The 25,020-nt window shown below is 69.5% G+C and carries 17 protein-coding genes; 5 read left to right on the top strand and 12 right to left on the bottom strand.

The window, feature by feature from the left end; translation table 11 throughout:
• The first annotated feature begins 13 nt into the window (after positions 1-13).
• Together ABIE51_RS01100 and zapE are read left to right on the top strand one after the other, a co-directional pair.
• Positions 14-706 (top strand): alpha/beta hydrolase, encoded by a 693-nt coding sequence (locus ABIE51_RS01100; RefSeq protein WP_192631915.1) that lies wholly within the window; start codon positions 14-16, stop codon positions 704-706.
• Complete coding sequence (zapE, locus tag ABIE51_RS01095) at positions 703-1,920, top strand: cell division protein ZapE (RefSeq protein ID WP_192631914.1); 1,218 nt, start codon at positions 703-705, stop codon at positions 1,918-1,920. Before ABIE51_RS01100 ends, zapE begins: the two co-directional genes overlap by 4 nt.
• Here zapE and ABIE51_RS01090 read toward each other — a convergent pair whose 3' ends face one another.
• Positions 1,921-3,267, bottom strand: a complete 1,347-nt coding sequence (locus tag ABIE51_RS01090) for an APC family permease (protein ID WP_192631913.1) — start codon at positions 3,265-3,267, stop codon at positions 1,921-1,923. It abuts the gene before it with no gap.
• A 424-nt stretch (positions 3,268-3,691) separates the two neighbouring features.
• Between ABIE51_RS01090 and ABIE51_RS01085 the strand changes: the two genes are divergently transcribed.
• Positions 3,692-4,285 carry an HAD family hydrolase gene (locus tag ABIE51_RS01085; protein WP_192631912.1) on the top strand — a complete coding sequence of 198 codons (594 nt, stop codon included), beginning with the start codon at positions 3,692-3,694 and terminating at the stop codon, positions 4,283-4,285.
• A 3-nt stretch (positions 4,286-4,288) separates the two neighbouring features.
• Here the strand turns inward: ABIE51_RS01085 and ABIE51_RS01080 are convergent, their stop codons facing one another.
• The 8 genes from ABIE51_RS01080 to ABIE51_RS01045 all read right to left on the bottom strand — a co-directional run bounded on the left by ABIE51_RS01080 (position 4,289) and on the right by ABIE51_RS01045 (position 13,853).
• Positions 4,289-4,912 (bottom strand): DUF938 domain-containing protein, encoded by a 624-nt coding sequence (locus tag ABIE51_RS01080; protein WP_192631911.1) that lies wholly within the window; start codon positions 4,910-4,912, stop codon positions 4,289-4,291.
• Positions 4,913-4,928: 16 nt separating this feature from the next.
• Entirely contained in the window at positions 4,929-5,519 is a 591-nt protein-coding gene (gene folE / locus ABIE51_RS01075) for a GTP cyclohydrolase I FolE (protein WP_115843071.1), read from the bottom strand.
• A 201-nt stretch (positions 5,520-5,720) separates the two neighbouring features.
• Positions 5,721-7,208 carry an efflux transporter outer membrane subunit gene (locus tag ABIE51_RS01070; protein WP_157028830.1) on the bottom strand — a complete coding sequence of 496 codons (1,488 nt, stop codon included), beginning with the start codon at positions 7,206-7,208 and terminating at the stop codon, positions 5,721-5,723.
• The gene (locus ABIE51_RS01065; protein ID WP_115843075.1) at positions 7,202-7,951 is read right to left on the bottom strand and encodes an SDR family oxidoreductase; all 750 of its coding nucleotides are present in this window, start codon (positions 7,949-7,951) and stop codon (positions 7,202-7,204) included. The genes ABIE51_RS01070 and ABIE51_RS01065 overlap by 7 nt, the downstream gene beginning before the upstream one ends.
• Positions 7,952-8,039: 88 nt before the next feature.
• The gene (locus ABIE51_RS01060) at positions 8,040-11,219 is read right to left on the bottom strand and encodes an efflux RND transporter permease subunit (protein ID WP_115843077.1); all 3,180 of its coding nucleotides are present in this window, start codon (positions 11,217-11,219) and stop codon (positions 8,040-8,042) included.
• Between the two features lie 134 nt (positions 11,220-11,353).
• A complete protein-coding gene (locus ABIE51_RS01055) occupies positions 11,354-12,547 on the bottom strand; it encodes an efflux RND transporter periplasmic adaptor subunit (RefSeq protein ID WP_115843082.1) in 1,194 nt (397 codons plus the stop codon).
• Positions 12,544-13,578 carry an SDR family NAD(P)-dependent oxidoreductase gene (locus ABIE51_RS01050; protein ID WP_192631910.1) on the bottom strand — a complete coding sequence of 345 codons (1,035 nt, stop codon included), beginning with the start codon at positions 13,576-13,578 and terminating at the stop codon, positions 12,544-12,546. Before ABIE51_RS01050 ends, ABIE51_RS01055 begins: the two co-directional genes overlap by 4 nt.
• Positions 13,575-13,853 carry a DUF2798 domain-containing protein gene (locus tag ABIE51_RS01045; RefSeq protein WP_192631909.1) on the bottom strand — a complete coding sequence of 93 codons (279 nt, stop codon included), beginning with the start codon at positions 13,851-13,853 and terminating at the stop codon, positions 13,575-13,577. The genes ABIE51_RS01050 and ABIE51_RS01045 overlap by 4 nt, the downstream gene beginning before the upstream one ends.
• A 164-nt stretch (positions 13,854-14,017) precedes the next feature.
• On the opposite strand from ABIE51_RS01045, the gene ABIE51_RS01040 reads away from it, so the two are divergent.
• Positions 14,018-15,103, top strand: a complete 1,086-nt coding sequence (locus tag ABIE51_RS01040; protein ID WP_115843086.1) for a LysR family transcriptional regulator — start codon at positions 14,018-14,020, stop codon at positions 15,101-15,103.
• Positions 15,104-15,302: 199 nt separating this feature from the next.
• The gene (locus tag ABIE51_RS01035) at positions 15,303-16,139 is read left to right on the top strand and encodes a phytochelatin synthase family protein (RefSeq protein WP_354503140.1); all 837 of its coding nucleotides are present in this window, start codon (positions 15,303-15,305) and stop codon (positions 16,137-16,139) included.
• Here the strand turns inward: ABIE51_RS01035 and recD are convergent.
• Genes recD through recC form a run of 3 tightly spaced genes read right to left on the bottom strand, consistent with a single transcriptional unit; the run spans position 16,094 to position 24,830 of the window.
• On the bottom strand, positions 16,094-17,911 hold the full coding sequence (gene recD / locus ABIE51_RS01030; protein WP_192631907.1) for an exodeoxyribonuclease V subunit alpha: 1,818 nt from the start codon (positions 17,909-17,911) through the stop codon (positions 16,094-16,096). The two genes, ABIE51_RS01035 and recD, sit on opposite strands and share 46 nt — an antisense overlap.
• A complete protein-coding gene (gene recB, locus ABIE51_RS01025) occupies positions 17,908-21,516 on the bottom strand; it encodes an exodeoxyribonuclease V subunit beta (RefSeq protein ID WP_192631906.1) in 3,609 nt (1,202 codons plus the stop codon). The genes recD and recB overlap by 4 nt, the downstream gene beginning before the upstream one ends.
• Positions 21,513-24,830, bottom strand: a complete 3,318-nt coding sequence (gene recC / locus ABIE51_RS01020) for an exodeoxyribonuclease V subunit gamma (RefSeq protein WP_192631905.1) — start codon at positions 24,828-24,830, stop codon at positions 21,513-21,515. The genes recB and recC overlap by 4 nt, the downstream gene beginning before the upstream one ends.
• Positions 24,831-25,020 lie beyond the last annotated feature (190 nt).

The raw sequence follows: 25,020 nt of genomic DNA, 5'->3' as shown, positions 1-25,020 counted from the left end.
TATCATTGAACGCATGAACCCGCCTGCCTTCCCGACCGACGCCACCGCCACGCTGACGCTGCAGGGCCCGGCCGGCGCACTGGAGACGATCGTCGAGGCCGCCGAAGCGCCGGAGCGCGACGCGGTCGCCATCGTCTGCCACCCGCTGCCGACCGACGGCGGGACGATGCACAACAAGGTCGTGACGATGGCCGCGCGCGCGCTGCGCGAGTCGGGCATCGCGACGGTGCGCTTCAACTTCCGCGGCACGGGCGCGTCGGAAGGCAGTTTCGACCAGGGTCGCGGCGAAGCCGACGACCTTCGCGCCGTCGCGGCGTGGGTGCGCGGGCAGCGTCCCGGCGCGCGACTGTGGCTTGCGGGTTTCAGCTTCGGTTCGTACGTCACGCTCAAGTGCGCGAACGAACTGCATCCGGGCATGGTGATCTCGATCGCGCCACCGGCCGCGGGCCGCAACTGGGACTTCAGCACGCTCACGCCGCCGCAGTGCCCGTGGCTGGTGATCCAGGGCGAGGAAGACGAGATCGTCGATCCGCAGGCCGTATACGCGTGGATCGACAGCCTCAAGCTCGATCCGCCGCCGGAGCTGGTGAAAATGCCCGAGACCAGCCACTTCTTCCATCGACGCCTGATGGACCTGCGCGGCGCGATAAAGAACGGCATCAGGCCGCACCTTCCGCCCGAGACGGAAGGCACTACGTCCGCATGAACGCAGCGATCCCGGCCGCAGGCGCGGCGGCTTCCGTGTCTTCGCCGTCGTCGCTCTATGCGGCCGGCGTTTCGCGCGGCGACTGGAACGAGGATCCCGCGCAACGCCCCGCGCTGCGCGAACTCGACCGCATCCAAGCCGCGCTGCTGGATACGCCGAAGCGCGGCCTGTTCGGCGGGCTGTTCGGCAGGAAGGCCGAAGCACCGCTGGGCCTGTACCTGTGGGGCGGCGTCGGGCGCGGCAAGACGTTCCTGATCGACCTGTTCTACGACAGTCTCCCCTTGAGGGACGTGGCGGCCGAAGGCCGCGCCGACGCCCCTCTCCCGCAAGGCGGGAGAGGGGGGGACCGTTCGCAGGGCGAACGGTGGGGTGAGGGAGCGGGTAGCAAACGCCGCACGCACTTCCACCGTTTCATGCGCGAAGTCCATGCGCAGCTGCGCACGCACGCCGGCACGAGCGATCCGCTGGCGACGATCGCGCGCGAGTGGGGCCGCGACCTGCGCGTGCTGGTGCTCGACGAATTCTTCGTCAACGACATCGGCGATGCGATGCTGCTCGGCCGCCTGATGGAGCGGCTGTTCGCCGAAGGCGTGGCGCTGGTCACCACGTCCAACACCGAACCGAAGAACCTCTACAAGGACGGACTGCAGCGCGCGAGCTTCCTCCCGGCGATCGCGCAGATCGAGAAGCACTGCAAGGTGCTCTACCTCGACAGCGCGCAGGATTACCGCCTGCGCGCGCTGACGCGTTCACCGGTGTACCGCGCACCGCTGGACGATGCATCGGACACGTGGCTCGCCGAACGCTGGCGCGAACTCACCGCGACCTGTCCGCATGAAGCCGGACCGCTGGTGATCGAGGGCCGCGAGATTCCCGTGCGTGCACTCGCCGAAGGCCACGCGTGGTTCGACTTCGCCGCGCTATGCGAAGGCCCGCGTGCGGCGAGCGACTACATCGAGATCGCCACCGAATACCACACCGTGCTGGTCGGCGGCATTCCGCTGTTCGACGGCCGCAACGACGATCCGGCGCGCCGCTTCGTGCACCTGATCGACGAGCTGTACGACCGCCACGTCAACCTCGTATGCACCGCCGCGGCCGCGCCGCCTGCGCTGTATTCCGGGAAGAAGCTCGCGCACGCGTTCGAACGCACGACGTCGCGCCTAATCGAAATGCAGTCGGCGGAATTCCTGTCGCTGGAGCATCGCGGCTGATCACGCCGCCGAGCGTCGCCCGCTGCGCCCGCGCAACGCCGCGAGCACGGCATAGACGATCACCAGCGCCGTCAGCGACACCGCGATCGCCAGCCATTCCTGCGCGCTGAGCGTGGCGAGGATCGCGGCCATCGTCGCGATCGCGATGACCGGGATCAGCGCGCCGCCCGGCAGCATCAGCGGTTCGCCGGCGCCGCGCAGGCCGATGCGCTGCGTGCGCCACGACGCCGCGGCGACGGCGGCGAACACCAGGCAGATCGCGCCGCCGGAAATCAGCGCCATCGTTTCGAAGCTGCCGGCGACGGCCAGCACCGCGGCAAGGCCGGCATGCGCGACGAGCCCGAGCACCGGCACGCGATGGCGCGCATCGACCACGCCGAACCCGCGCGGCAGGAAGCCGTCGCGGCCCAGCGCGAACACCAGGCGCGAGGACGAGAACAGATTGCCCATCAGGAAGCCGAGCATCGACACGCAGGCCGTCGCCAGCAGCACCGTGCGCGCAGGCCGCCACAGCGTGCCGGCCGCGTCGGCGACGGGCGCCGCGCTTCCCGCCAGCGACGCACCGAGCGTCCCTTGGCATACGACCTGGATGCCGATGTAGAGCAGCACGACGACGACGATCGCACCCAGCGTCGCGCGCGGCACGTGGCGCGCCGGATCGCGCACTTCGCCCGACGGCACCAGCGCGGTTTCCATGCCCGCGTACGCGAACACCACCAGCACGAGCGACGAACCAAGCGCGCTCCACGTCGGCATCGCGCCAAGGCCGAAGCTCACCTGCGACCAGTCGACGAACGCGAGTCCGATCAACGCGAGAACGAACAGCGGCGTGAGCTTGAGCGTGGCAAGCGCGACGATCATGCGCGCGCCGAGCTTCACGCCGAACGCGTTGAGGCCGAACAGCAGCGCGTACGCGCCGACGATGAGCGTCGCGCGCGCCGCGGGTTCGGCGAACATCGGGAACGCATGCGCGACCTGTCCCGCGAGCGCGGCGGCGACGCCGGCGCTCGATGTCACGTTGCAGATCCACATCAGTGCGCCGGTGAGAAAGCCCGCGAACGGGCCGAAGCCCGCACCCACATACGTATACGGCCCGCCCGTCGCCGACGCGCGACTGCCTACCGCGGCGAAGCACAGCGCGATGGGAACGATCGCGAACGCACCGACGATGAACGCCAGCGGCGCCGCCGGTCCCATTCGCGCGAGCAGCAGCGCAGGCAGCATGAAGATGCCCGCGCCGACGATGATGTTCACGATCGACGCCCCGAGCTGGAACGGCCCCAGCGCGCGCACCAGTGCGGCATCGCCCTGCAACGGTGTCCGGGAAGGCGGGGCCGCGTCGGTCATGGGCAGTCCGGGTCGGAAGGTGGGGCGAGCGTGGCATAGCGGCAAGGCGCCGTCATCCCGCCCACGGCGTTGCACCTACCAGCACCGTCGTCCCGCCCACGGCGTCGCACTTACCAACACCGTCATCCCGGCGAAAGCCGGGACCCAGGCCGGCAACGTGTGGGCACTCCATCGATGGTTGCGGACCGCACCAGCATTACAGCGAAGGCTGGAACCCATTCGGTCTTCGCTCTTCGATAAGCGCGACCACGAGGATCAACATGGATTCCAGCTTCCGCTGGAATGACGAGATGGACCGGAACGGGTGTCGGCCTGGATCCCGGCTTTCGCCGGGATGACGGTATTGGGGTGATGAGACGACGGACCATGCCGCGCAACATGCCGGCCCTTACACTCGCCGCTCCCAACCGTTCGTATCGCAACGATGAACCTCGCCTTGTTCGACTTCGACGGCACGATCACCACGCGCGAACTGATGCCCGACTTCGTGCGCATGGCGACGACGAAGCGGCGGTTGATGGTCGGCCGCGTCGTGCTCGCGCCGATCTTCATCGGCTACAAGGCGGGTGTGGTGAGCGGCAATGCGATCCGCGACCGCATCGCCGACTTCGCCTTCCGCGGCCTGCCGCAACGCGACCTGCAAGCCGCGGGCGAGCATTTCGCGCGCGATGTCATTCCGCCGACCGTGCGTCCGGAAGCGATGGAGCGCCTGCAATGGCATCGCGATCAGGGCGACACGATCGTCGTCGTGTCCGGCTCGTTCGATCTGTACCTGTCGCACTGGTGCGCGCTGCACGGACTGGAGCTGCTGTGCTCCTCGCTGGAAGTTCGCGACGGCGTGATGACCGGGCGCTTCGAGGGCGCGCAGTGCGTGGGTGCGGAGAAGGCGCGGCGCGTGCGCGAGCACTACGACCTGTCGCGCTTTCCAGTCGTCTACGCGTACGGCGACACGCACGAAGACCGCGACCTGCTCGCGCTCGCGCATCGCCGCTGGTATCGCGGTCGCGAGGTGGAGTAAGCGTCAGGCCGAAGCCGCGCCCCGCCGCCAGACAAGGCAGCGGTTGTTCGCGGGCATCGCGACGTCTTCGATCAGCCGCAGCCCGATGCGTTGCGCCAGCGCGTCCACGGCTTCGAAATCGCGGATCGCCGACTGCGGATCGCGCGCTTTCAGCCAGCCGTCGAAATCGCGGTTGCTGTCGCTGGTGTAGTCGCCGTTGTAATTGAAGGGGCCGTAGACGACGAGCGTTGCGTCGTCGGCCAGCACGCCGTCGAGCCCGGCGAAGAACGCCTCGACCTGCGGCCAGCCCATGATGTGCAGCGTGTTCGCGCTGAAGACCGCGTCGAAGCGACCGTCGGATGCGTTCGATCGCGGCCACGGGCCGGTGGACACATCGAGTTCCACCGCCGGCGGCGTATTCGGAAGCGACGCGTGTTCGAGCCACGACGCGATGCCGGGGAGATGCTCCGCGCGATCACTGCACTGCCACCGCAGCCACGGCATCGCCGCGGCGAAATGCACCGCGTGCTGGCCGGTGCCGCTGCCGATTTCCAGCACGTCGTGCCGGTCGGCGAAATGGCGTGGCAGGACGGCGAGGATCGGCTCGCGGTTGCGTTCGCAGGACGGCGCGTTGGGAAGCGCGTTCACGAGCCGACAGCGCGGGTCAGCGTCCCGGGCCGACGTCGATGAACTGCAGGAACTCCGCACGCGTGCGCGCGTCCTCGCGGAAGCTGCCGAGCATCTTCGAGGTGATCATGCTCACGCCGCGCTTGTGCACGCCGCGCGTGGTCATGCATTCGTGCGCGCCTTCGATCACCACGCCGACGCCGCGCGGCTGCAGCACGTCCTGGATGACCTGCGCGATCTGCGCGGTCATCTTCTCCTGCACCTGCAGGCGGCGTGCATAAGCGTCGACCACGCGCGCGAGCTTGCTGATGCCCACCACCTTGCCGTCGGGCAGGTAGCCCACGTGCGCCTTGCCGATGATCGGCGCCATGTGGTGTTCGCAATGGCTTTCGAACTCGATGTCGCGCAACACGATCATCTCGTCGTAGCCCTCGACTTCCTTGAAGGTGCGCATCAGGTAGTCGGCCGGATCCTCGGCGTAACCGCTGAACCAGTCCTGGTACGCCTTGGCCACGCGCTTGGGCGTATCGAGCAGGCCTTCGCGCGCCGGATCGTCGCCGGCCCAACGCAGCAGCGTGCGCACGGCGGCCTCGGCCTGGTCGCGGGTGGGCTTGTCGTCTTGCGCCATGGCACGGACTCGGTGTGTCGGGGGACGGGAATGCTACTCCACCCGGCGCGAGCGGAGAAAAAAGGCGCCGCCGGACGGGATGAGACCCGGCGACGCGAAGGGGTAACGCCATGGATCGGAAAACCGATCGACCGACGACGCCACGTGAGGGAGGGGAGCTCGTGGCGCCGCCGGCCGTCGGCCAGGGGAGCGGTACAACAATCAGCGCGAAGCCACGTCCTCGCGCACCGGCACGCGCGTCGGCCAGCCGCCGGCGAGCGCCTTGTACAGCGCGACGGCGGAACTGGCGCTGCGCGTGCGCGCATCGGCGAAGGCTTCCTCGGCCGTCAGGCGCGTGCGTTCGGCATCGAGCACTTCGAACAGGTCGGCCGCGCCCGCGTCATACCGCACGCGTGCCAGTCGCGCCGCGGTGGCGCTGTCGGCGGCGGCCTGTTCGAGATGCTGGTCTTCCACGCGCGTGCGCGCATAGCGGACCAGCGCGTTCTCGGTGTCTTCCAGCGCGAGCAGCACCGACTGCTGGTAACGCGCGAGTTCGCCCGCCGCGTCCGCATCGGCGGCGGCGATGCGCGCACGCACGCGGCCGATGTCGAGGAACGACCAGTCGATGCCGAGGAACGCCAGCCGCGTTTCGCTGTCGCGCTCGAACAGCGAGCTGGTGTCGATGGCCTGGCTTCCGATCAGTCCGCCGAGCGTGAAGCGCGGGAACAGGTCGGCCGTCGCGACGCCAATGCGCGCCGTCGCCGCATGCAGACGGTGTTCGGCGGCGATGACGTCGGGACGATGGCGCAGCAGTTCGCCGGGCGAACCCGGATCCAGTCGCGCCGGCAGCGCCGGCAGCGGCTTGACCGGCGTGAGTTCGGCGATCAGCGCATCCGGCGTCTGGCCGGTGAGCACGGCGAGGCGATGCATCGTCACCGCGACCTGCGCTTCCAGCGCCGGCACGCGCGACAGCGTGGCTTCCAGCTGCGCACGCGCACGCGAGGTATCGAACTCGGTGCCGCGACCGGCATCGAAGCGCGCGTTCACCAGGCGCAGCGTTTCGCGCTGGTTCTCGGCGTTCTCCTGCGCGACGCGCAGGCGCTCCTGCAAGCCGCGCAGTTCGACGTAGCTGCGCGCGACCTCGCCGACGATGGCGACCTGCATCGCGTCCAGATCGGACGCCGCCGCCCACGCTTCGGCGCGCGAGGATTCCACGCCGCGACGCACGCGACCGTAGAGATCGAGTTCCCAGCTGACGTCGGCCTGCACGCTGTAGCTTTCGCCGTCGCGATCGGCACGCGACACGCCCGGCGCCTGGTCGGCGCTGGCGCGCGAATCGCTGCCGGTGGCGCTGGCGGTCACCGTCGGGAAACGGTCGAGCTTCGCATTGCGAAGCAGCGCGTTGGCGCGGTCGTAGCTGGCCAGCGCGATGCGCAGGTCGTGGTTCGCGGCGAGCGCATCCTCGACCAGCCGCGTCAGCAGCGGATCGTTGAAGCTGCGCCAGAACTCGGCATCGGCCTGCGGCGACGGTGTCGGCGCCGCGTTCTGTTCGACGCCGGTGGCGATGTCGGCCGCGCGCGCATCGCTGGCGGCTTCGTCGCGCGCGAACTTCGACGGCGTCTCGATGTTGGGTCGAACGTAATTCGGCCCGACGGCGCACGCGGCGAGCAACGCCGCCGCGACGCCGAGCGTGAGGGAACGGATCACCATGGCAGCGTTTCTCCGAGGTAGACGTAGCCGCCGGTTGGACCGTCGGCGCCGATGAGCGCCATCTGGACGCTGGTCTTCGCGCCGGTGGGCACGTCGATCTCGCCTTCGCCGGCGTTCATGTCGGTCTTCACGTAACCGGGGTGCACGGCGTTGACCTTGATCGGCGTGTCGCGCAGTTCGTACGCCAGGTGCACGGAGTACGAGTTGATGGCGCTCTTGGACGCGTTGTAGGCGGGGATCGACTTGAAGTCGTAGATCGGCGAACCCGGCTGCGTGTGCAGCGTCAGCGAACCGAGCAGGCTGGACACGTTGACGATGCGCGCGGCCGGCGCCTTGTGCAGCAGCGGCAGGAACGCCTGCGTGGTTTCCACCACGGCGAAGACGTTGGTCTCGAACGTTTCGCGCCACGCGGCCACGGACTGCTGCGAGGGCTTCGGCAGCGTCTTGTCCTCGACGATGATGCCGGCGTTGTTCACCAGGATGTCGAGTCGGCCGAACTTGCGGTCGACCTCCTGCACGGCGGCGGCGATGCTGGCGGTGTCGGTGACGTCCAGCACGATCGCCTCGACCGGCAGGCCTTCGCCCTGCAGCTTCAGCGCGGCGTCGACGGCGCGGCCGCGATCGCGCCCCGCCAGCAGCGTGTGCACGCCGGCCTGCGCGAGCTGGCGCACGGTCTCGAAACCGATGCCGCGCGTGGCGCCGGTGACGAGGGCGACCTTGGAACCGTTGGAAGAAGTGGACATGGGAACTCCTGTGGGGGTCGCGCGGGATGCGCGGAGTTTTCGGATTCGTGCGCCGGCACGGTGCGTGCCGTGCCGGCGCGGGTCTGGATCAGGCGTGCGTCTGCACCGGAGCGTGCGTGGCGACCGTCGACGTGCCGTGGCTCACCAGCGGCTTGTTCGCCAGCTTGCGCAGCGCGACGTAGAACACCGGCGTCAGGAACAGGCCGAACAGCGTCACGCCGATCATTCCGGAGAACACGGTGATGCCCGTGGCCTGGCGGACTTCGGCGCCGGCGCCGTGCGAGAGCACCAGCGGCACCGTGCCGGCGATGAACGCGATGGACGTCATCACGATCGGACGCAGACGCAGGCGGCAGGCTTCCAGCGCGGCTTCGACGATGCCTTTACCCTGCATTTCCAGCTCGCGGGCGAACTCGACGATCAGGATCGCGTTCTTGCACGCCAGGCCCATCAGCACCACCAGGCCCACCTGCACGAAGACGTTGTTGTCGCCGGTGAGGTACACGCCCAGCAGCGCCGAGAGCATGCACATCGGCACGATCAGGATCACCGCCAGCGGCAGCGTCCAGCTTTCGTACAGCGCGGCCAGCACGAGGAAGGCGAGCAGCACGGCGAGCGGGAAGACGATCAGCGCGGCCTTGCCCTGCGTCGCCTGCTGGTAGCTCAGGTCCGTCCACTCGATGTCCATGCCGTTGGGCAGCACCTTCTGCGCGAGCTCCTCCAGCTTCGCCATCGCCTGCGCGGACGAGAGCTGGTTCACGTCGGCCTCGCCGAGGATGTCCGCCGCCGGATAGCCGTTGTAGCGGATCACCGGATCGGGACCGAAGGTCTCGGTGACCTTCACCATCGAGCCGATCGGCACCATCTCGCCGCGATCGTTGCGCGTGCGCAGGTTCGCGATGTCCTCGACGCTGTCGCGGAACGGGCCGTCGGCCTGCGCCACGACCTGCCAGGTGCGGCCGAACATGTTGAAGTCGTTGACGTACGCCGAACCCAGGTAGGTCTGCAGCGTGTCGAACAGCTCCGTCAGCGGCACGCCCTGCGCCTTGGCCTTCACGCGGTCGACCTCGGCGTCGAGCTGCGGCACGTTGGCCTGGTAGCTCGAGTTCGGGAAGCCCAGACCCGGCGTCTGCGAACCGGCGCCCTGGAAGGCCTGCACCGCGCTCTGCAGCGCGCCGTAGCCCAGGTTGCCGCGGTCCTCGATGTAGAGCGAGTAACCCGAACCGTTGCCCAGGCCCTGGATCGGCGGCGGCTGCAGCGAGAAGGCGAAACCTTCCTGGATCGCGGAGATCTTCTGGCTCAGCTCGGCGTTGATCTCCTCGGCGCTGCGCGTGCGCTGGCCGAAGGGCTTGAGGTTGATGAAGGTCACGCCGTAGTTCGGCGTATTGCTGAACTGCAGCGGGTTCAGGCCCGGGAACGCGACGTCGTTCTGCACGCCGTCGATGCTCATCGCGATCTCGCCGATCTTCTTCAGCGCCGCGTCCGTGCGCTCGATCGAGGAACCTTCCGGCATCTTGATGCCGGCGATGAGGTAGCTCTTGTCCTGCACCGGCACGAAGCCGCGCGGCACCAGCTGGAACATCAGGCCCGTGGCGAGCAGCAGGCCGGCGTACACGACGAACACCGCGCCGCGACGGCCGAGCACCTTGGCCACGCCGTTCTGGTAACGCTCGGCGGCAGTGCCGAAGAAGCGGTTGAACGGGCGGAAGATCCAGCCGAAACCGCGTTCGATGCCACGGCTGAGCAGGTCCTTCGGCGCGCCGTGCGGCTTGAGCAGGCGCGCGGCCAGCGCCGGCGACAGCGTCAGCGAATTGATCGCCGAAATCACCGTCGAGATGGCGATGGTCACCGCGAACTGCTTGTAGAACTGGCCCGTCACGCCCGACAGGAACGCCATCGGCACGAACACCGCGCACAGCACCAGCGCGATCGCGATGATCGGGCCGGACACTTCGCGCATCGCCATGTGCGCCGCTTCCAGCGGCGTGTGGCCGTCCTCGATGTGGCGTTCGACGTTCTCGACCACGACGATGGCGTCGTCGACCACGATGCCGATGGCGAGCACCAGTCCGAACAATGTCAGCGTGTTGATCGAGAACCCGAGCAGGTAGAGCGCGGCGAACGTGCCCACCACCGATACCGGCACCGCGATCAGCGGGATGATCGACGCGCGCCAGGTCTGCAGGAACAGGATCACCACCAGCACCACGAGCAGCGTGGCTTCCAGCAGCGTGGTCACGACCGACTTGATCGAGTCGCGCACGAAGATCGTGGTGTCGTAGATCGACTTGTATTCCACGCCCGGCGGGAAGCGCTTGGCCGCCTCGTCCATGCGGCGGATCACTTCGTCGCGGATCTGCAGCGCGTTGGCGCCCGGCGCCTGGAAGATGCCGATCGCCGCGGCGTTCTGGCCGTCCAGGCGCGCACGCATGGTGTAGTCGCCGGCGGCGAGCTCGATGCGCGCGACGTCGGACAGGCGCACCACTTCGCCGCCGTCGCCGCCCTTGAGCACGATGTTGCCGAACTCTTCCGGCGTCTCGAGGCGACCGCGCGCGTTGATCGGCGTCAGGAACTGCGAGCCGTTGGGCATCGGTTCGGCGCCCAGCTGGCCGGCGGAGACCTGGATGTTCTGCTCGCGCACGGCGCGCAGGACGTCGCTGGCGGTCATGCCGCGCGAGGCGACCTTGTCCGGATCCAGCCACAGGCGCATCGCGTAGTCGCCGCCGCCGAACGGCTGTGCTTCGCCCACGCCGGGAATGCTCGCGAGCTGGTCCTTGATGTGCAGGCGCAGGTAGTTGCGCAGGTACAGCGTGTCGTACTTGCCGTTCGGCGACGTCAGGTGCACGACCATCAGGAAGACCGGCGACTGCTTCTGCGTGGTCACGCCCTGGCGTCGCACGTCCTCGGGCAGTCGCGCCAGCGCCTGGCTGACGCGGTTCTGCACGCGCACGGTGGCCTCGTCGGCGTTCACTTCGGGACGGAAGGTCACGGTGATCTGCAGCACGCCGTCGGAACTGGCGACCGACTTGACGTACATCAGGCCTTCGACGCCGCGGATGGATTCCTCCAGCGGCGTGGCGACGGTTTCGGCGATGACCTTCGGGTTGGCGCCCGGGTACACGGTGCGCACCACCACCGAAGGCGGCACGACCTCGGGGTATTCGCCGATCGGCAGCAGCGGGATCGAGATCAGGCCGGCGGCGAAGATCACGATCGACAGCACGGCGGCGAAGATCGGCCTGTCGATGAAGAACTTTGAAAAGTCCATGGAAAGGTTCCTTGTGCGGCATGGAGCCGCAACGGTCCTGGGCGATGCGGTTTCCGCGCATCGCCGGATTTCGATTTCTGCCTGTTGTCCGCCCTCCCCGCTCGCGGGGAGGACGATGCGATCAGGTCAATCCGTTACTTCATCGCCACCTGCGGCTGCGGCGCCGGGGCGCCCATCGCGATGACCTTCGGCTGCACCGGCATTCCGGGGAAGAACACCTTCTGCACGCCGTGCACGATCACCTTGTCCGACGGCGCCAGGCCCGAGGTCACCACGCGCAGCCCGTCGATCACCGGGCCGAGCTTCACGTCCTTGCGCGTGGCGGCGTTCTTCTCGCCCAGCACGTAGACGTACTTGCGGTCCTGGTCGGTGAGCACGGCCTTGTCGTCGATGAGCATCGCCTTGAACTGGCCGCTGCCCTGCAACTGCACGCGTGCGTACAGGCCCGGGGTGAAGATGCGGTCCGGGTTCTTCAGCACGGCGCGCGCGCGGATGGTGCCGGTGCTCGGGTCGACCTGGTTGTCGACGAAATCCACCGTGCCTTCGTGCGGGTAGCCCTGCTCGCTTGCCAGACCCACGCGCACCGGGTTCTTCGTCTCGGCGCGCTCGCCCTTGCGGGCCAGTTCCTGGTAACGCAGGAAGCTCTGCTCGTCGGATTCGAAGTACACGAACACCGGATCCTGCGAGACGACGGTGGTCAGCAGCGTGGTGTCGGCGTTGGCGAGGTTGCCCTCGGTGACCATCGCGCGACCGGCGCGGCCGTTGATCGGCGAACGCACGGACGTGAACTGCAGGTCCAGGCGGGCGTTCTCGACCGCGGCTTCGGCGGCGCGCACGGCGGCGTCGCCCTGCGTGCTGGCGGCGCGGCGCGTCTCAAATTCCTCGCGCGAGATCGCCTTGGCTTCCACCAGCGTCTGCGCGCGCTTGTCCTGCATCTGCGCGAGGCGGGCTTCGGCGCGGGCGCGTTCCAGATCGGCTTCGGCCTGCGCCAGGCGCGCCTTGTACGGGCGCGGATCGACGACGAAGAGCAGGTCGCCCTTCTTCACTTCCTGGCCTTCCTGGTAGGCGACCTGCTGCACGTAGCCGGACACGCGCGGGCGCAGTTCGACGGTTTCGATGGCGGTGACGCGGCCGGTGAATTCATCCCAGCGGCTGACGTCCTTGTTGAGCACCTGCGCGACGCTGACTTCCGGCGGCGGCGGCATGCCCGCGCCCGGTTCGGCCTGGCTGCTGCACGCCGTCGCGATCGCGGCGACGAGCAGGCTGGTGACCAGCGCGACGGTGGGTATCCCGGTTCCGGACCGGGCGAGTGCTTTGCGTGGGGTCATGGCGAGTCTTCCTGGTTGTTGTTGTTATGCGTTGCGTTGTGATTCGGGGCGATCAGGTTCCGGAGCAGCGTGCGCGCGTCCTGTAGACACCGTGATGGCAGTAGTCCGACAGCGGGCGCGTCGTGCATGGCCTGCGATTTCGCGGCGCCGCACGCGGGCGACGACGCGATCGCGTCGCCGTTTCCGGGTTCCTGTTGATTCGTCGAAGCAGGGGACGGCGAATCGACATCCGTCGTGACACCGAAGGCGTCATCGGCGGTGTCGTCGGCCGAAGACGGCCAGAAGCTCACTTTGGAATAGGGAACGACGGCTTCGGCCGGCTGCAGGCCGTCTGGCTCGATCAGCGCCAACGCACGCTGGCCGACGGACAGGGCGCTGGGCCACTGTTCGCACGCGTTCGCGCGGTTGAGCTCCGTGCACACGGGGCTGTCGATCGCGAGCAGCTGCACGCGGACGCCGATCGTGCGCGCTTCCTCGTGCAGCACGCGCGCGAGCATGCGCAGCGCCGCGGTCGCGATCGAGCGGTGGCCGTAGCCGGCCCACGGGCGATCGGCACCGGGGCCGCCGATCAGTACATACGTACCGGTACGTCCGCCCTGCGCGAGCAGCGGCAGCAAATGGCGGGCGGCGGCCAGGTGCGGGAGCAGGTCCTCGTCGAGCGTCTGGCGCAGGAACGCGGCGGGGTGATCGAGCAGGCGACCACGCGCGGCGCTGCCACAGACCGCCGCGACCACGCCGTCGATCGGCCGGCCGAGCTTGCTCAGGGTGCGTGCGAGGCGTTCGCCGTCGCCGTCATTGCTGACCGAACCGGGGACGATGGTCAGGTCGGCATCGGGGAACGAGCCGCGCAGGCACTGCAGGCCGGACTTGTCGCGGGCGACCGCGATCACCGGCCGGCCGCTGGCCAGCGCGGCCTTCACCACGCCCCGGCCGACGCCGCCGGTCGCGCCCAGCACGACGACGGCGGCGCGGGCGATGCGGCGGTTCTGGCCGGCGTTCTGGGCCGATGCCTTGGGAGCGGTGGCGTTCACCGGCGGCCCCACTGTCCCGGATTCGGGATGTTTACTCCCGCCAGCGGGATGGTCTCCGGCCGGGTGGCCGCACGCAGGACCGCACCGACCACCGGGAGGAGCAGCATCGCGCCCGGCAGGGCCAGCACGAAGGCCAGCACCCAGGCGAGCATCCAGAACTCGTCCGGACCGGCCGCCAGACCTTGCTGGAGCACGACCAGCGCAACGCCGACCAGCGCCGTCATGGCGACCAGCATCACCGGCAGGAAGGCGTAACGGGCTTGGCGGGGGGTCAACATGGCGGCGGGACCGGGGGAAGTTGCCGCAAAGGTTAGGCCGGCAATCGGCACTTGATTAGTCCGATTTGGAGGGAATAATTGTCCCGTCATCGGTCCAAATGCGGTCGGGCGCCCTGCCCGGCCTGTCCGCCCTTCCCCGCCGCGTCCAAGGAACCCCCCACATGGCCCGCGATCTCAACGACACCCTGATCTTCGTCAAGGTGGTCGAGCACGGAAGTTTCATCTCCGCCGCCCGCGCCCTGCAGCTGCCCAAGACCACGGTCAGCCGCAAGGTGCAGGAACTCGAAACCCGCCTCGGCGCGCAGCTGCTGCATCGCACGACGCGCAAGCTCGGCCTCACCGAGGCCGGCAACATCTACTTCGAACATTGCCAGCGCATCTCGCGCGAACTGGACGAAGCCGAAAGCGCCGTCGGCCAGTTGCAGGGCGGCCCGCGCGGCTGGCTGCGCTTCACCGCGCCGTACTCGGTGGGCATCACGTGGATCGCGCCGCTGCTGGGCGAGTTCCACGCGCGCCATCCCGAAGTGCGCGTGGAAATGGTGCTGACCAACGAACCGCTGGACATCATCGACCAGGAAATCGACGTCGCCCTGCGCGTGGGCAGCCTGCCCGATTCCAACCTCATCGCGCGCAAGCTCGCCACGTTCCGCACGCAGGTCTACGCGAGCCCCGGCTACATCGCGCGCCACGGCGAACCGCTGCATCCGGACGACCTGGTGCATCACCGCACCGTCGCGATGCCGAAGCATCGCCGCAACGGGCAGTACTCGTGGTCGCTCAACGACGGCACGCGCACGGTCGACTTCCGCGTCGATCCGGTGCTGGTGGCGAACGATCCGGGTCCGCTGTGCGGCGCGCTGCTGTGCGGCGAAGGGCTGATGCTCGCCGCCGACGTCACCGTGAAGGCGTACGCCGAACAGGGTTACGTGCAGCGCGTGCTCGCCGGCTGGACGGGGCTGGATTACGAGTTCAACGCGGTGTTCCCGCGTGGACGCGTGCAGTCGCCGAAGGTGCGCGCGTTCGTCGACTTCCTCGTCGAACGCCTGAACTTCGACGCCGACTACATGCAGGTGCTCTGCCCGAACGTGCGCGCGCGCTACAAGGCCGCCGAACAGGCCGCCGCCGATGCGATCAGCGCCGAGCTGGCCAAGGTCGCCAAGCAGCCGGAAGCCAAGGCCAAGCGCAAGGCAAAGGTGGAAGAACCCGTCGCAGCGGCTGCGCATGAAGGCGAGGAACCGGCGATCTGACTTCGCCTGTTTATCGGGAACGATGGGAAGGAACGAAGCGGCGAGCGCAAGAGCGCCGCTTCACTTTTTTGCGACACATCCGATGCGATCCGTTCAGTGATTTCACCGCGGTTTCATAGCCGCGGCGCTCTGCTCTACAGGCCAGGGAGTTGGCGCAATCGCATGCGGGGAACGCGTGCAAGCCAACCGACGGGTCGCCATGAATCGCATCATCGCTGCACTGGCTGCTACTGCCGCACTCGCCCTGGCGATCGGCGGTGGCGCCGCCTGGAACAAATACCTGCGCACGCCCTCGGTGGAACTCCAGCCGATGCCCGCGCACCTCATCGCGCTGGATTCGGCCGCGGGCCAGAAGCTGCTGGCCCGTGCCGAAGCGACCGCCGATTTCGATGCGCTGATGACGCACTTCGTCCCGCAGACGCGCCGCGCGTTCTGCGGCGTCGCCAGCGCGCTGACCACGCTCAACGCGGCGCGCACCACGCCGACACCGCTTGATCAGTCGCGCCTGTTCGAACACGCCGCGGTGCGCATGCATCCGCTGAAGGTGAGCGTGATCGGGATGTCGCTCGACGACTTCGCCGCCCTGCTGCGCGCACACGGCGCGCGCGTGACCGCGGTCTACGCGTCAGCCTCCAGCATCGACGAGTTCCGCGACGCCGTGCGCGCGAACCTCGCCAACGAGGGCGACTTCCTGCTGGTGAACTACCAGCGCAGCGAAGTCGGCCAGGCGCCGATGGGCCACATTTCGCCGATCGCCGCGTACGACGAGCAAAGCGACCGCGTGCTGGTGCTCGACGTCGCCGCGCACAAGTATCCGCCGACGTGGATCGATAACCGAAACCATGTGGAACGCGATGCGCGCGCCGCTCAACCCGCAGACGAAAACCACGCGCGGCTATCTGGTCATGCACGGCGACGGCGTCGGCCCCGATGCGCTGAGTGCCGGCGCGACGCTGGCCAGCGCGGATTGATCGCGCGCGCCTCTAGCCCTCAATCCCGCAAGCGACTCGCCAGCCCCGACACGCGCTGCGCATGACGCCCCAGCGCGGCATGCAGCACCGCTTCGCTCGCGCAGACGTGCAGTTCGCGACGCGCGCGCGTGACGCCCGTATAGAGCAGCTCGCGCGACAGCGTGCGGGCGTCCTGCTTCGGCAGCAGCAACCAGACGGTATCGAACTCCGAGCCCTGCGCCTTGTGCACGGTCATCGCGAACGCACCGGTATGCGCCGGCAGCGACGCCGGATGGAAGCCGCGCACGCCATCGGACCCAGCGAACCACGCGACCGGGACGCCCGCGGCATCGCGCTGCACCACGCCGATGTCGCCGTTGAACAGGCCGTGTCGATAGCTGTTCTCGGTGATCAGCAACAATCGGCCATGGAAGTACGGATCGCGCTGCACGCCGGCAAGCGCATCCTCGATGCGCTGGTTCAGCGCCGCCGCACCCTGCGCGCCCTCGCGCAGCGCGGTGAGCAGGCGCACCGTCTGCGCCTGTCGCAAGGCGTCGGCCGGATCCTGCAGCGACATCGACGCGCGCCACGACGCGAGCAGTGTTTCGCGTGATGCACCGGACAGCGGATCCGACACGTCCTCATGGAAATGCACACCCGCGAGGCCGTCGCGCAGCAGTGTCGTCGCGCGATCGGCGTCGCCCGTGCGCAGCGCATCGGCCAGCGGCGCGAGCTCCAGCGATTGCGCCTGCCGATAACCGCGCTGCAGCTGCACGCGATGGCCGGCGAGCACGCTGCCATCCTCGCGCTCGGGCAATGCGCCGAGCAGCGGCTTCAGCGCGCGCGCGAGATCGGGCGGCAAAGCATCGCCCTCGCCCGCCGCGTCGGTGATCGCGGCGAGCACGTCGCCGGCTTCCACCGACGGCAGCTGGTCGCGATCGCCGAGCAGGATCAGCCGCGCGCCATCGGGCACGGCTTCGACCAGCTTGCACATCAACGGAAGATCGACCATCGATGCTTCGTCGACCACGACCGCATCGTATGGCAGAGGATGATCGGCGTCGTGGCGGAAACGCGGGCTGTCGGGGATCGTGCCGAGCAGGCGATGCAGCGTGCTCGCCGATGACGGCAACGCGTCGCACCATACCGCGTCAATGCCCGCCACGTCGCGCAACGAGGCGATCGCCGCGCGCAGGCTTTCGGCCATGCGCTCGGCGGCGCGACCGGTCGGCGCGGCGAGCGCGATGCGCGGTGCCGGCCGGCCAACGAGCGCCGCCTGCGCGACGAGAAGCAGCAACACGCGCGTGATCGTCGTCGTTTTGCCGGTACCGGGACCGCCGGTCACCAGCAGCAACGAGCGCAGCAGTGCGAGCGCGGCGGCACGCGCCTGGCGGTCCGACGCGCCGGCATCGGGGAACAACGCGGCGAACAACGGCGCCAACGCCGACAGATCGCCAGCATCCGGCGACGTCGCCGCGATGCGTCGCAGATGCAACGCAAGGCGACGTTCGTATTCGCGATAGCGACGCAGGTACAGCAGGTCGCCTTCGAGCACCAGCGGCGCCTGCGGGCTCGCATCCTCGCGCGAAGGCGATGCGACCCAGCGCGAGGCCTCCAGCGCGTCGCGCCACTGCGCCGCGTCAGGCCATTCGACTTCCGCGTCGCAGACCAGCTGCGGTCGCGACAGATCCAGCCCCGCGTGCCCGTGTGCAATCGCCGACGACGCGAGCGCCGCAGCAACGAGCACGCGATCGTCGGCGTCGTCGACCTCGCGGCCAAGACGTCGCAGGCTCTGCGCCAGCGCGTGATCGACCGGTCGCAGCGCGCCCTGGCGCAGCAGTGCATCGAGGAGGCTCATGCCATCGCCTCCTCGCGGTGCGTCGCGTGCCGGAACAACGCGTCGAGCCCGTCGATCAGTGCACGTGAAGGCCGCCATGCATGCACGCCCGGCGAATCCTCGCGCGCCGCGTCGAGGCCGCGGCAGAACAGATAGCGGATGCCGCCGAAGTGCGCGTCGTAGTCGTACGCCTCGCCGAGGCGGAAACGCAGCCAGCGGTGCAGCGCCAGCGAGTACAGCAGCGCCTGCAGCGTGTACTCGCTGTCGTCCATCGCCGCCGACAACGACGCGCGGTCGTACGCCGGCAGCCGATTCGATTTGTAGTCGAGCACGAAGTAGCGATCGCCGTGCGTGTACACGAGGTCGATCTTGCCGGTCATCAGGCCTTCCAGCCGCTGGCGGTTGCCGAACGCGTGGCGTTCGCGCAGCACGTCGTGTTCATGCAGCAAAGCGAGCAGGCGTGCGACCGGCGTGGATTCGAGCGCGAAATGGAATTCCATTTCCGACAACCGCGCGTCGGGCGGCACATCGCACAGGCGCGTGCCTTCGGGCAACGGCACCGTCAACGTGTGGCCCACGAGCGGCGCGAGCACGCCGACACCATCGTCGATGTCTTCATCCGCATAGCCTTCGCCGTGCAACGCATCGACCAGATGGCGGCGTTCGGCGCCCGGCATTCCGTCGTCGAGCCAGTGCGCCCACGCGCCGAAATCGACGCGTTCCAGCACCGAATGCAGCACGTTGCCGAACCGGCTGCCGCCGAAGCGCGGATCGCCGTCGAAGACGACGATGGCCGGCTCGTCCTGCGCGCCACCCTCCTCCGCCACCGCGCGTGGTGCGGCCTCGATCGTGCCCGGCGACTCGTTCGCCAGCTGCGTGAAGCTGTACACCCACCAGTCACGCGATACGGTGCGGCGCGCCTCGCGCGCGGCCGGCACAGGATCGCGGCGTTCGGGCGAAAGCGCATCGGGCAGGCGCAACGGCAGCGTCGGGCGATACACGGCGACGGCACCGCCGAGCGTCCCGGCGAGCGCGTCGACGTCGCGCAGCATCGGCTCCAGCGGGCTCAGTTCGGCATTCGCGGACGGGCCCGTCGCCAGCCACAACGCGTGCTTCGCGCGGGTGAGGCCGACGTACAGCAAGCGCGCGTCCTCGCCGCGCTCCTCGCTTTCCTGCCGCGTGCGGGCATCGTTCCATGCGGACGCGTCCTCCGGCGTCGCGTCGCTGCGCAGTTGCAGCACGCGACCGCTGCCGTCGTGGAATTCGCACAGGTTGCCGTTGCGCGCATCACGGCCGATCGCGGCAAACGGCAGGAACACAAAGGGATATTCCAGGCCCTTGCTCTTGTGCAGCGTGAGGATCTGCACGCAGCGCGCGTCGGACTCCAGGCGCAGCTGCTGCGTTTCGTCGCTGTCGTCGGCCTCGGCGATGCGCGTGCGCAGCCAGTCGACGAGGCCGTGTTCGCCGATCGCCTGGATATCGGCTTCCTGCAGCACTTCGGCCAGTTGAAGCGTGTTCGTAAGGCGGCGCTCGCCATCGGATTGCGCGAGCAGACGCGGCGCGTGTTCGGCAGCGACGTCGCCGAGCATCGCGAGCGGCCCGTGGCGTTGCCAGCGATCGCGCCATGCCAGCGCGCGCAGCTGCCAATGGCGGTGCAGCTGCGCGTCGTCGTCGAAGCGCGCGAGCGTGTCGGCATCGAGGCCCACCAGCATCGTCGCGAGCGCGCCACGCAGGCGCGCGTCGTCGTCGGGACGCAACAGCGCCTCCAGCAGCGCGAGGACGTCGCGCGCTTCTTCGGTCGAAAACAGGCTGCGGCGCCCGGCCGCCACGGCGGCGATGCCGGCGCGCGATAGCGCCTCGCGCATCAACGTCGCCTCGAAGTGGTTGCGCACGAGCACCGCGATGTCGCTCGACTGCGGGGCGCGTTCTGTGCCACGCTCGCGCAGCACGGCGCGACCCTCGCGCGCATCCGAGAGCAGCGCGTGGATCGCGGTCACGCACGCCAGCGCGCAGACCTGCCGCGCTTCGCCGACGTACCACTTCGGCGTGCGACGGCCGTCGTCGGGCGGCGGCAGGATGCAGATGTCGAGGGCGGGCGCCGCTACGCCATCGCGGCGGAAGTCGTCGTCGGCCACGGCGCCACCGGGCTCCACATTACGGAAACGGATGCGTTCGTCCACGAACGCGCCCTCGCCCGCGCGTTCGTAGAGCGCCGCGATGGCGTGCAGCACCGACGGGCGCGAGCGGAAGTTCCGGTCGAGCGCGGGCGCGCGTTGCGCGCACTCGGCCGCGGCCAGGTAGGTGTGCACGTCGCCGCCTCGGAAGCGGTAGATCGCCTGCTTCGGATCGCCGATGAGGAACAGCGCCGGCGCGTCGCCGCTGCCGAAGATGCGCTCGAAGATCGCCCACTGGCGCGGGTCGGTGTCCTGGAATTCGTCCACCAGCGCGAAGGCGTACTGCGCACGCAGGCGTTCGACGAGGCGCTCGCCGTGCGGGCCATCGAGCGCATCGGCAAGATTGGCGATCAGGTCGTCGAACGTCTGCTCGCGACGCAGGCGCTTGATCGCCGCAAGCCGCTGCGCCGCCGCTTCGCGCACGCGATGCACCAGCGCGATGCGGCGCGATGCGAGCCAGCGCTCGCGCGAACTCGCCGCATCGATGTAATGCGCGACCGCGCCGAACAGCGGCGACGATGGCGCCTGCAGCGGCGCGCCCTTCTTCGGCTTGTTGGTCTTGTCGGCGAGCATGCGTGGCGTGAGCCGATCCAGCTTCTCGTGCACCGGCGCGGACGCGTCGCCATGCCCGCACCATTGCGAGAGCGCGTTGCGCAACTCGACGATCAGCGCCGGCTTGTAGCTGGTGCCGTTGAGCACCTTGTTCTCGATGGCCGCGTGCAGCGACGCGCAGGCTTCGTCGCCGTGGGCCGCGAACGCTTCACGGAGTTCATCGGCGGCAGCGACCAACTGCGGCAACGGATCCGGCGATGAAGGTGACGGCGCAGGCTGCAGGCGCGGCACGTACAGCAGCTTGTAGAGATCGCCGGCGAGGCCTTCCGGCGTGCGCCATTGCTGCTGCAGCAGTTCGGCGTCGGTCGCGTCGCTGCCGAGCGCACGCCACAGGTCGGTGGCGACGGCATCGATCAGCTCGCGCTCGCTGCCGGTGAGTTCCGGCGCGAGCAGCGGCTGGCCCGCTTCCACGGCGTGCTCGGCAAGCGCGCGCGCGCAGAAGCCGTGGATGGTGAAGACCGCCGCGAGGTCCATTTCGCGCGCCGCCTGGCGCAGTCGTCGCGCGAGCGCGAGCGGATCCTCGCGACGCGCCTGGCGTTCGATCAGCGCTCGCGTGACCGCCGCTTCGCTGTCGTCGTCGAGCGTGGTCGGCATCAGCGCGACTTCGTTAGCGAGACGCGCGGCGAGTTCCAGACGCAGACGGAGGCGTTCGCGCAGTTCCTGCGTCGCCGCTTCGGTGTAGGTGACGGCGAGAATCTGGCCGACGCGCAGGCCGCGTTCGATCACCAGTCGCGTGACCAGCGTCGCCAGCGTGAACGTCTTGCCAGTGCCGGCGCTCGCTTCGATCAGGCGCACGCCGTCGAGCGGCAGGTCGAGGAAGGCGTCGTGCACGGCGCTCATGCGGCCGCTCCGGTGCGTGCATCGACGTCGCGACCGTGGACCAGCGCGTCGAACAAGCGCGTCGCAAGTTCGCGGAAGCGCACGCCATCGGGGTCGTCGAACTCGCCCGCGAACGGATCGCGACCACGCAGCGCGAGCTGCACGGCGGCGTTGTTCGCATCGCCCCAGGTGCGTTCGCTGCCGGCCCATTGCTCGCGCGCGAGTTTCCATGCGGCCAGTTCGGCAACGTCGTCCGCGCGCGGCGCCGCGTACCAGCGCCACGCCGAACGCGCCTGGATCGGCAGCGGTTCGCGCAGGCCTTCGCGATACAGCGCAAGCAGTTCGCGCAACGCGGCGCGCGCCTGCACGACGGAGAGCGCCGGACGTTCGCGCACCCCCGGGCCGTCGTCGAACTGCGCCAGCTGCGCCAGCGGACGCGTATCGCCGAGCGCCGACAGCACGAGCCAGTCGAGTCCATGCGCGATCTGCGCCGGTCCGTGCAACGCGTCCAGGCGCGAGCGCAGTGCGCCGTGCGGGTACAGGCGATCGAGATGGCCGTAGAGGCGCGTGCCGTCGATCTCGAGTTCGAACGCACGCGTTTCCGGCTCGCCTTCGCGCCATTCGCGCAGCGCGGTGGCGAACGGCTGCACTTGGGCCTTCAGCGCGCCGAGCTGCCGTTCGCCGAGCGGCCCGGACGGTAGCAGCGCCCGTGCGCGCAGTCGCGCGGCTAGGTCCTCCGTGTCGCCCGCGACGCAGGCGTCGAACACGACGTTCTGCAGCTTCCAGCGATCGAGCCCACGCGCGGGCGCGGTCAGTGGGTCGAGATCGTCGAACGCATCGATTTCATCGGGCAGTCGCAGGCCCATGCGCTGGCGCAGGAACTGCCCCGCGGGATCGGCGAGGAAGCGCCGCAGCGCGGTGAGCGGCAGTTCCGCCGGCGCGTCGATGGCAGGCAGCGCGTCGACGAACCACGGCGCCGCTTCGACACGCGGGCCGCGCACGGCATCGGCGGCCGGATGCCACGGTGCGAGGTAGCTGTAGTGGCGCGGCTCGTCGCGTTCGCCGAATGCGCGCGGCGAGAACGGCTGCAGCGGATGGTGCAGCACGAGCGCATCGCGCGCGTGTTCGTCGACGTGGTAGTGCGCGGCGGCGTCGAGCAGCTCGGATACCAGCACCGAGGGTTCGCGCGCGCTGCCGTCGCGCGGGTCGGCACCGAGCCAGCTGACGTAGAAGACCTCGCCGGCCGACGCGAACAGCTGCAGGAAGAGGAAACGGTCGTCCTCGCGCAGCGAACGGTCGCCGAAGCGACGCGCGGGCGTGGTCAGTTCCTGCGCCATCTTGTTGAGGCCGCCGGCAGGATCGCGGCGCGGGTAATCGCCGTCGTTCATGCCGAGCAGGCAGATCGCGCGGAACGGGATCAGGCGCATCGGCACCATGCGCGCGAAGCTGACGCCGCCGGTGAGCAGCGGCGCGCGCGTATCCGATTCCGACAATGCGGTGCGGAAGTACGCGCGGGCGACGTCGGGCGGCACGGCCTCGTCGAAGCCGGCATCGCGCGCGCTGCCCGCGAACGCGTCGACGTGGCGGCGCAGGCGTTCGATCGCGCGCTGGTCGGCGACCGCGCGCGGTTGTTCGGGCAGCAACGCGTCGAGCAGCGCGAACAGCGCGTCGCGCCACTGCGACGGCGTCATCGCCCGGCCGAGCACGCGCTCGTTGCGCGCGAGGACCCGCAGCACGCGGATAAGCGCATCGAGCGCGTCGAGCGCGCTGCCTTCCAGTTCGGTCCACGGCGCGACGCCTGCGAGGTCCGCGTCGTCGTCCGTCGCGTGTCCGAGCAGCAGGCGGTCGAGCGCGAATCGCCACGTGTACGCATCGTCGGCGGGCGCGTCGTGGCGCGCGCGATGGTCGGGGTCCAGTCCCCAGCGCGCGCCGGCTTCATGCAGCCAGCGGCGCAGGCGTTCGAGCCCGGGCGCGTCCAGGTGCGCCGCTTCCATCAGCGCCGGCGTGGCAATGAGGTCCAGCACTTCGCTCACGCCGAAGCGCGCATCCGGCAACGCGAGCAGGCGCAGGAAGACGTCGGCCAGCGGCTCGCCGGCGAGCGGGCTCAGGTCGGCCAGCGCGTAGGGAATGTAGTCGCGCGTGCCGGCCAGGCCGCCGAAGACGGCTTCGATGTGCGGCCGGTAGGGATCGATGTCCGGCGCGAGCACGGCTATCTCGCGTGCCTGCAGCGGCGGATCAAAGCGTGGGTCATCGAGCAGCGCGCGCAGGCGGTCGTGCAGCACCTGCACTTCGCGCAGGCGCGTGTGGCAGGCGTGGACCTGCAGGCTCGGATCATCGCGATCGACCTGCTTGCGCCATGGCCGTGGCGCCCGCCGATGCAGCAGGTCGCGCTGGAGCCGTCCCAGCAACGTGTCGCGATCGGGCGCGTCGTCCGGCAGCGATTCGGGATCGGCGTACCGCTCCTCCTCCACCGACGGGTGCACGACCTCGTAGCCGCCCAGCACCGCCATGAAATCGCGGCCGGCGGCGCCCCAGTTCGACAGCAGCGGATTTTCGTCCTCGTGCTCGGCGCGGTCGCGTTGCAGGCGCTCGGCGTAGGTCGGCAGGTCGCCCCAGTAGCGGCGCGACGGCGTGGGTACGTGGAAATGCAGCGTCCCCACCCTCGCCTGCGTGGCGATCACGCGCAGCACGTCGGGCGAGATGTTGAGCGTGGCGAAGGCGAACAGCCGCGCGGGCATGCCGGCGGGCAGCGGGCCGTCGGGCGTGGCGAAACGCGAGAGGTAATCGTCGATGCGGCGCGCGCGATGGCGGCGGCCGCCGGCGACGCGGCGCCACAGTTCGGCTTGCGCATCGTTCGGATCGCTGCCGGCTTCCCACGCGAGCAGCCAGTCGCGGCGCCACGCCTGGTATTTCTCGAAGATCGACGCGAGTTCGCCGGCCAGCGCCCACGGCTTGAGCGCGTCGTCGCCGGACAGATAGGCGCGCAACGGCGCGAAGGCGCGTCCGGCGAGCGCGGCCGGGTCCACGAGCTGTGCGTAGATCCGCCACTGCAGCGCGGCGGCGTCGAGGTCCTCGCTGGCGCCGGGCACGTTGGCGTCGAGCGTCTCGCGGACGAACTCGCCGGGCGTGAGGAAGCGCAGGTTCGCGGCGATGCCGTGGCGCTGCGCAAGCGTGGACTGCAGCCAGCGGCGCATCGCGACCTGCGGGATCAGCAGTACGTCCGGCGTCAGCAGCGGCCGGCCCGGCACGGGTTCGCGCAGCTGCGTGGCGAGCAGTTCGCCCAGCACGTCCAGCGCGTTGGAATGGTAGAGGCGGAAGTCGGAGCGGCCGGGCATCGCCGGTATCTTGCCGGAGCGGCGTCGCGTGCGACGAGACGCGCGCGCTCGCGCTCATTAAGGCCGCCCCAAAAACGCGTGGCGATCATCGCCCCGCCGTGCGAACGCACCGTGCCGGATGGCACGGCGGGCAAAGCGCGGCGAACCTGCGACAATGCCGGCTTCCCGGTTCCGTTCAGCCCCCACCGGC

The organism is Lysobacter sp. OAE881, assembly GCF_040546665.1.
In the GTDB taxonomy this organism is placed as follows: domain Bacteria; phylum Pseudomonadota; class Gammaproteobacteria; order Xanthomonadales; family Xanthomonadaceae; genus Lysobacter_J; species Lysobacter_J soli.
This window is presented reverse-complemented; position numbering and strand designations above follow the sequence as displayed.

Bases quoted from the DNA above. Each gene is read 5' to 3' on its own strand.
- ABIE51_RS01100 (WP_192631915.1), top strand. From the start codon at position 14: ATGAACCCGCCTGCCTTCCCGACCGACGCCACCGCCACGCTGACGCTG.
- zapE (WP_192631914.1), top strand. From the start codon at position 703: ATGAACGCAGCGATCCCGGCCGCAGGCGCGGCGGCTTCCGTGTCTTCG.
- ABIE51_RS01090 (WP_192631913.1), bottom strand. From the start codon at position 3,267: ATGACCGACGCGGCCCCGCCTTCCCGGACACCGTTGCAGGGCGATGCC.
- ABIE51_RS01085 (WP_192631912.1), top strand. From the start codon at position 3,692: ATGAACCTCGCCTTGTTCGACTTCGACGGCACGATCACCACGCGCGAA.
- folE (WP_115843071.1), bottom strand. From the start codon at position 5,519: ATGGCGCAAGACGACAAGCCCACCCGCGACCAGGCCGAGGCCGCCGTG.
- ABIE51_RS01070 (WP_157028830.1), bottom strand. From the start codon at position 7,208: ATGGTGATCCGTTCCCTCACGCTCGGCGTCGCGGCGGCGTTGCTCGCC.
- ABIE51_RS01065 (WP_115843075.1), bottom strand. From the start codon at position 7,951: ATGTCCACTTCTTCCAACGGTTCCAAGGTCGCCCTCGTCACCGGCGCC.
- ABIE51_RS01060 (WP_115843077.1), bottom strand. From the start codon at position 11,219: ATGGACTTTTCAAAGTTCTTCATCGACAGGCCGATCTTCGCCGCCGTG.
- ABIE51_RS01055 (WP_115843082.1), bottom strand. From the start codon at position 12,547: ATGACCCCACGCAAAGCACTCGCCCGGTCCGGAACCGGGATACCCACC.
- ABIE51_RS01040 (WP_115843086.1), top strand. From the start codon at position 14,018: ATGGCCCGCGATCTCAACGACACCCTGATCTTCGTCAAGGTGGTCGAG.
- ABIE51_RS01035 (WP_354503140.1), top strand. From the start codon at position 15,303: ATGAATCGCATCATCGCTGCACTGGCTGCTACTGCCGCACTCGCCCTG.
- recD (WP_192631907.1), bottom strand. From the start codon at position 17,911: ATGAGCCTCCTCGATGCACTGCTGCGCCAGGGCGCGCTGCGACCGGTC.
- recB (WP_192631906.1), bottom strand. From the start codon at position 21,516: ATGAGCGCCGTGCACGACGCCTTCCTCGACCTGCCGCTCGACGGCGTG.
- recC (WP_192631905.1), bottom strand. From the start codon at position 24,830: ATGCCCGGCCGCTCCGACTTCCGCCTCTACCATTCCAACGCGCTGGAC.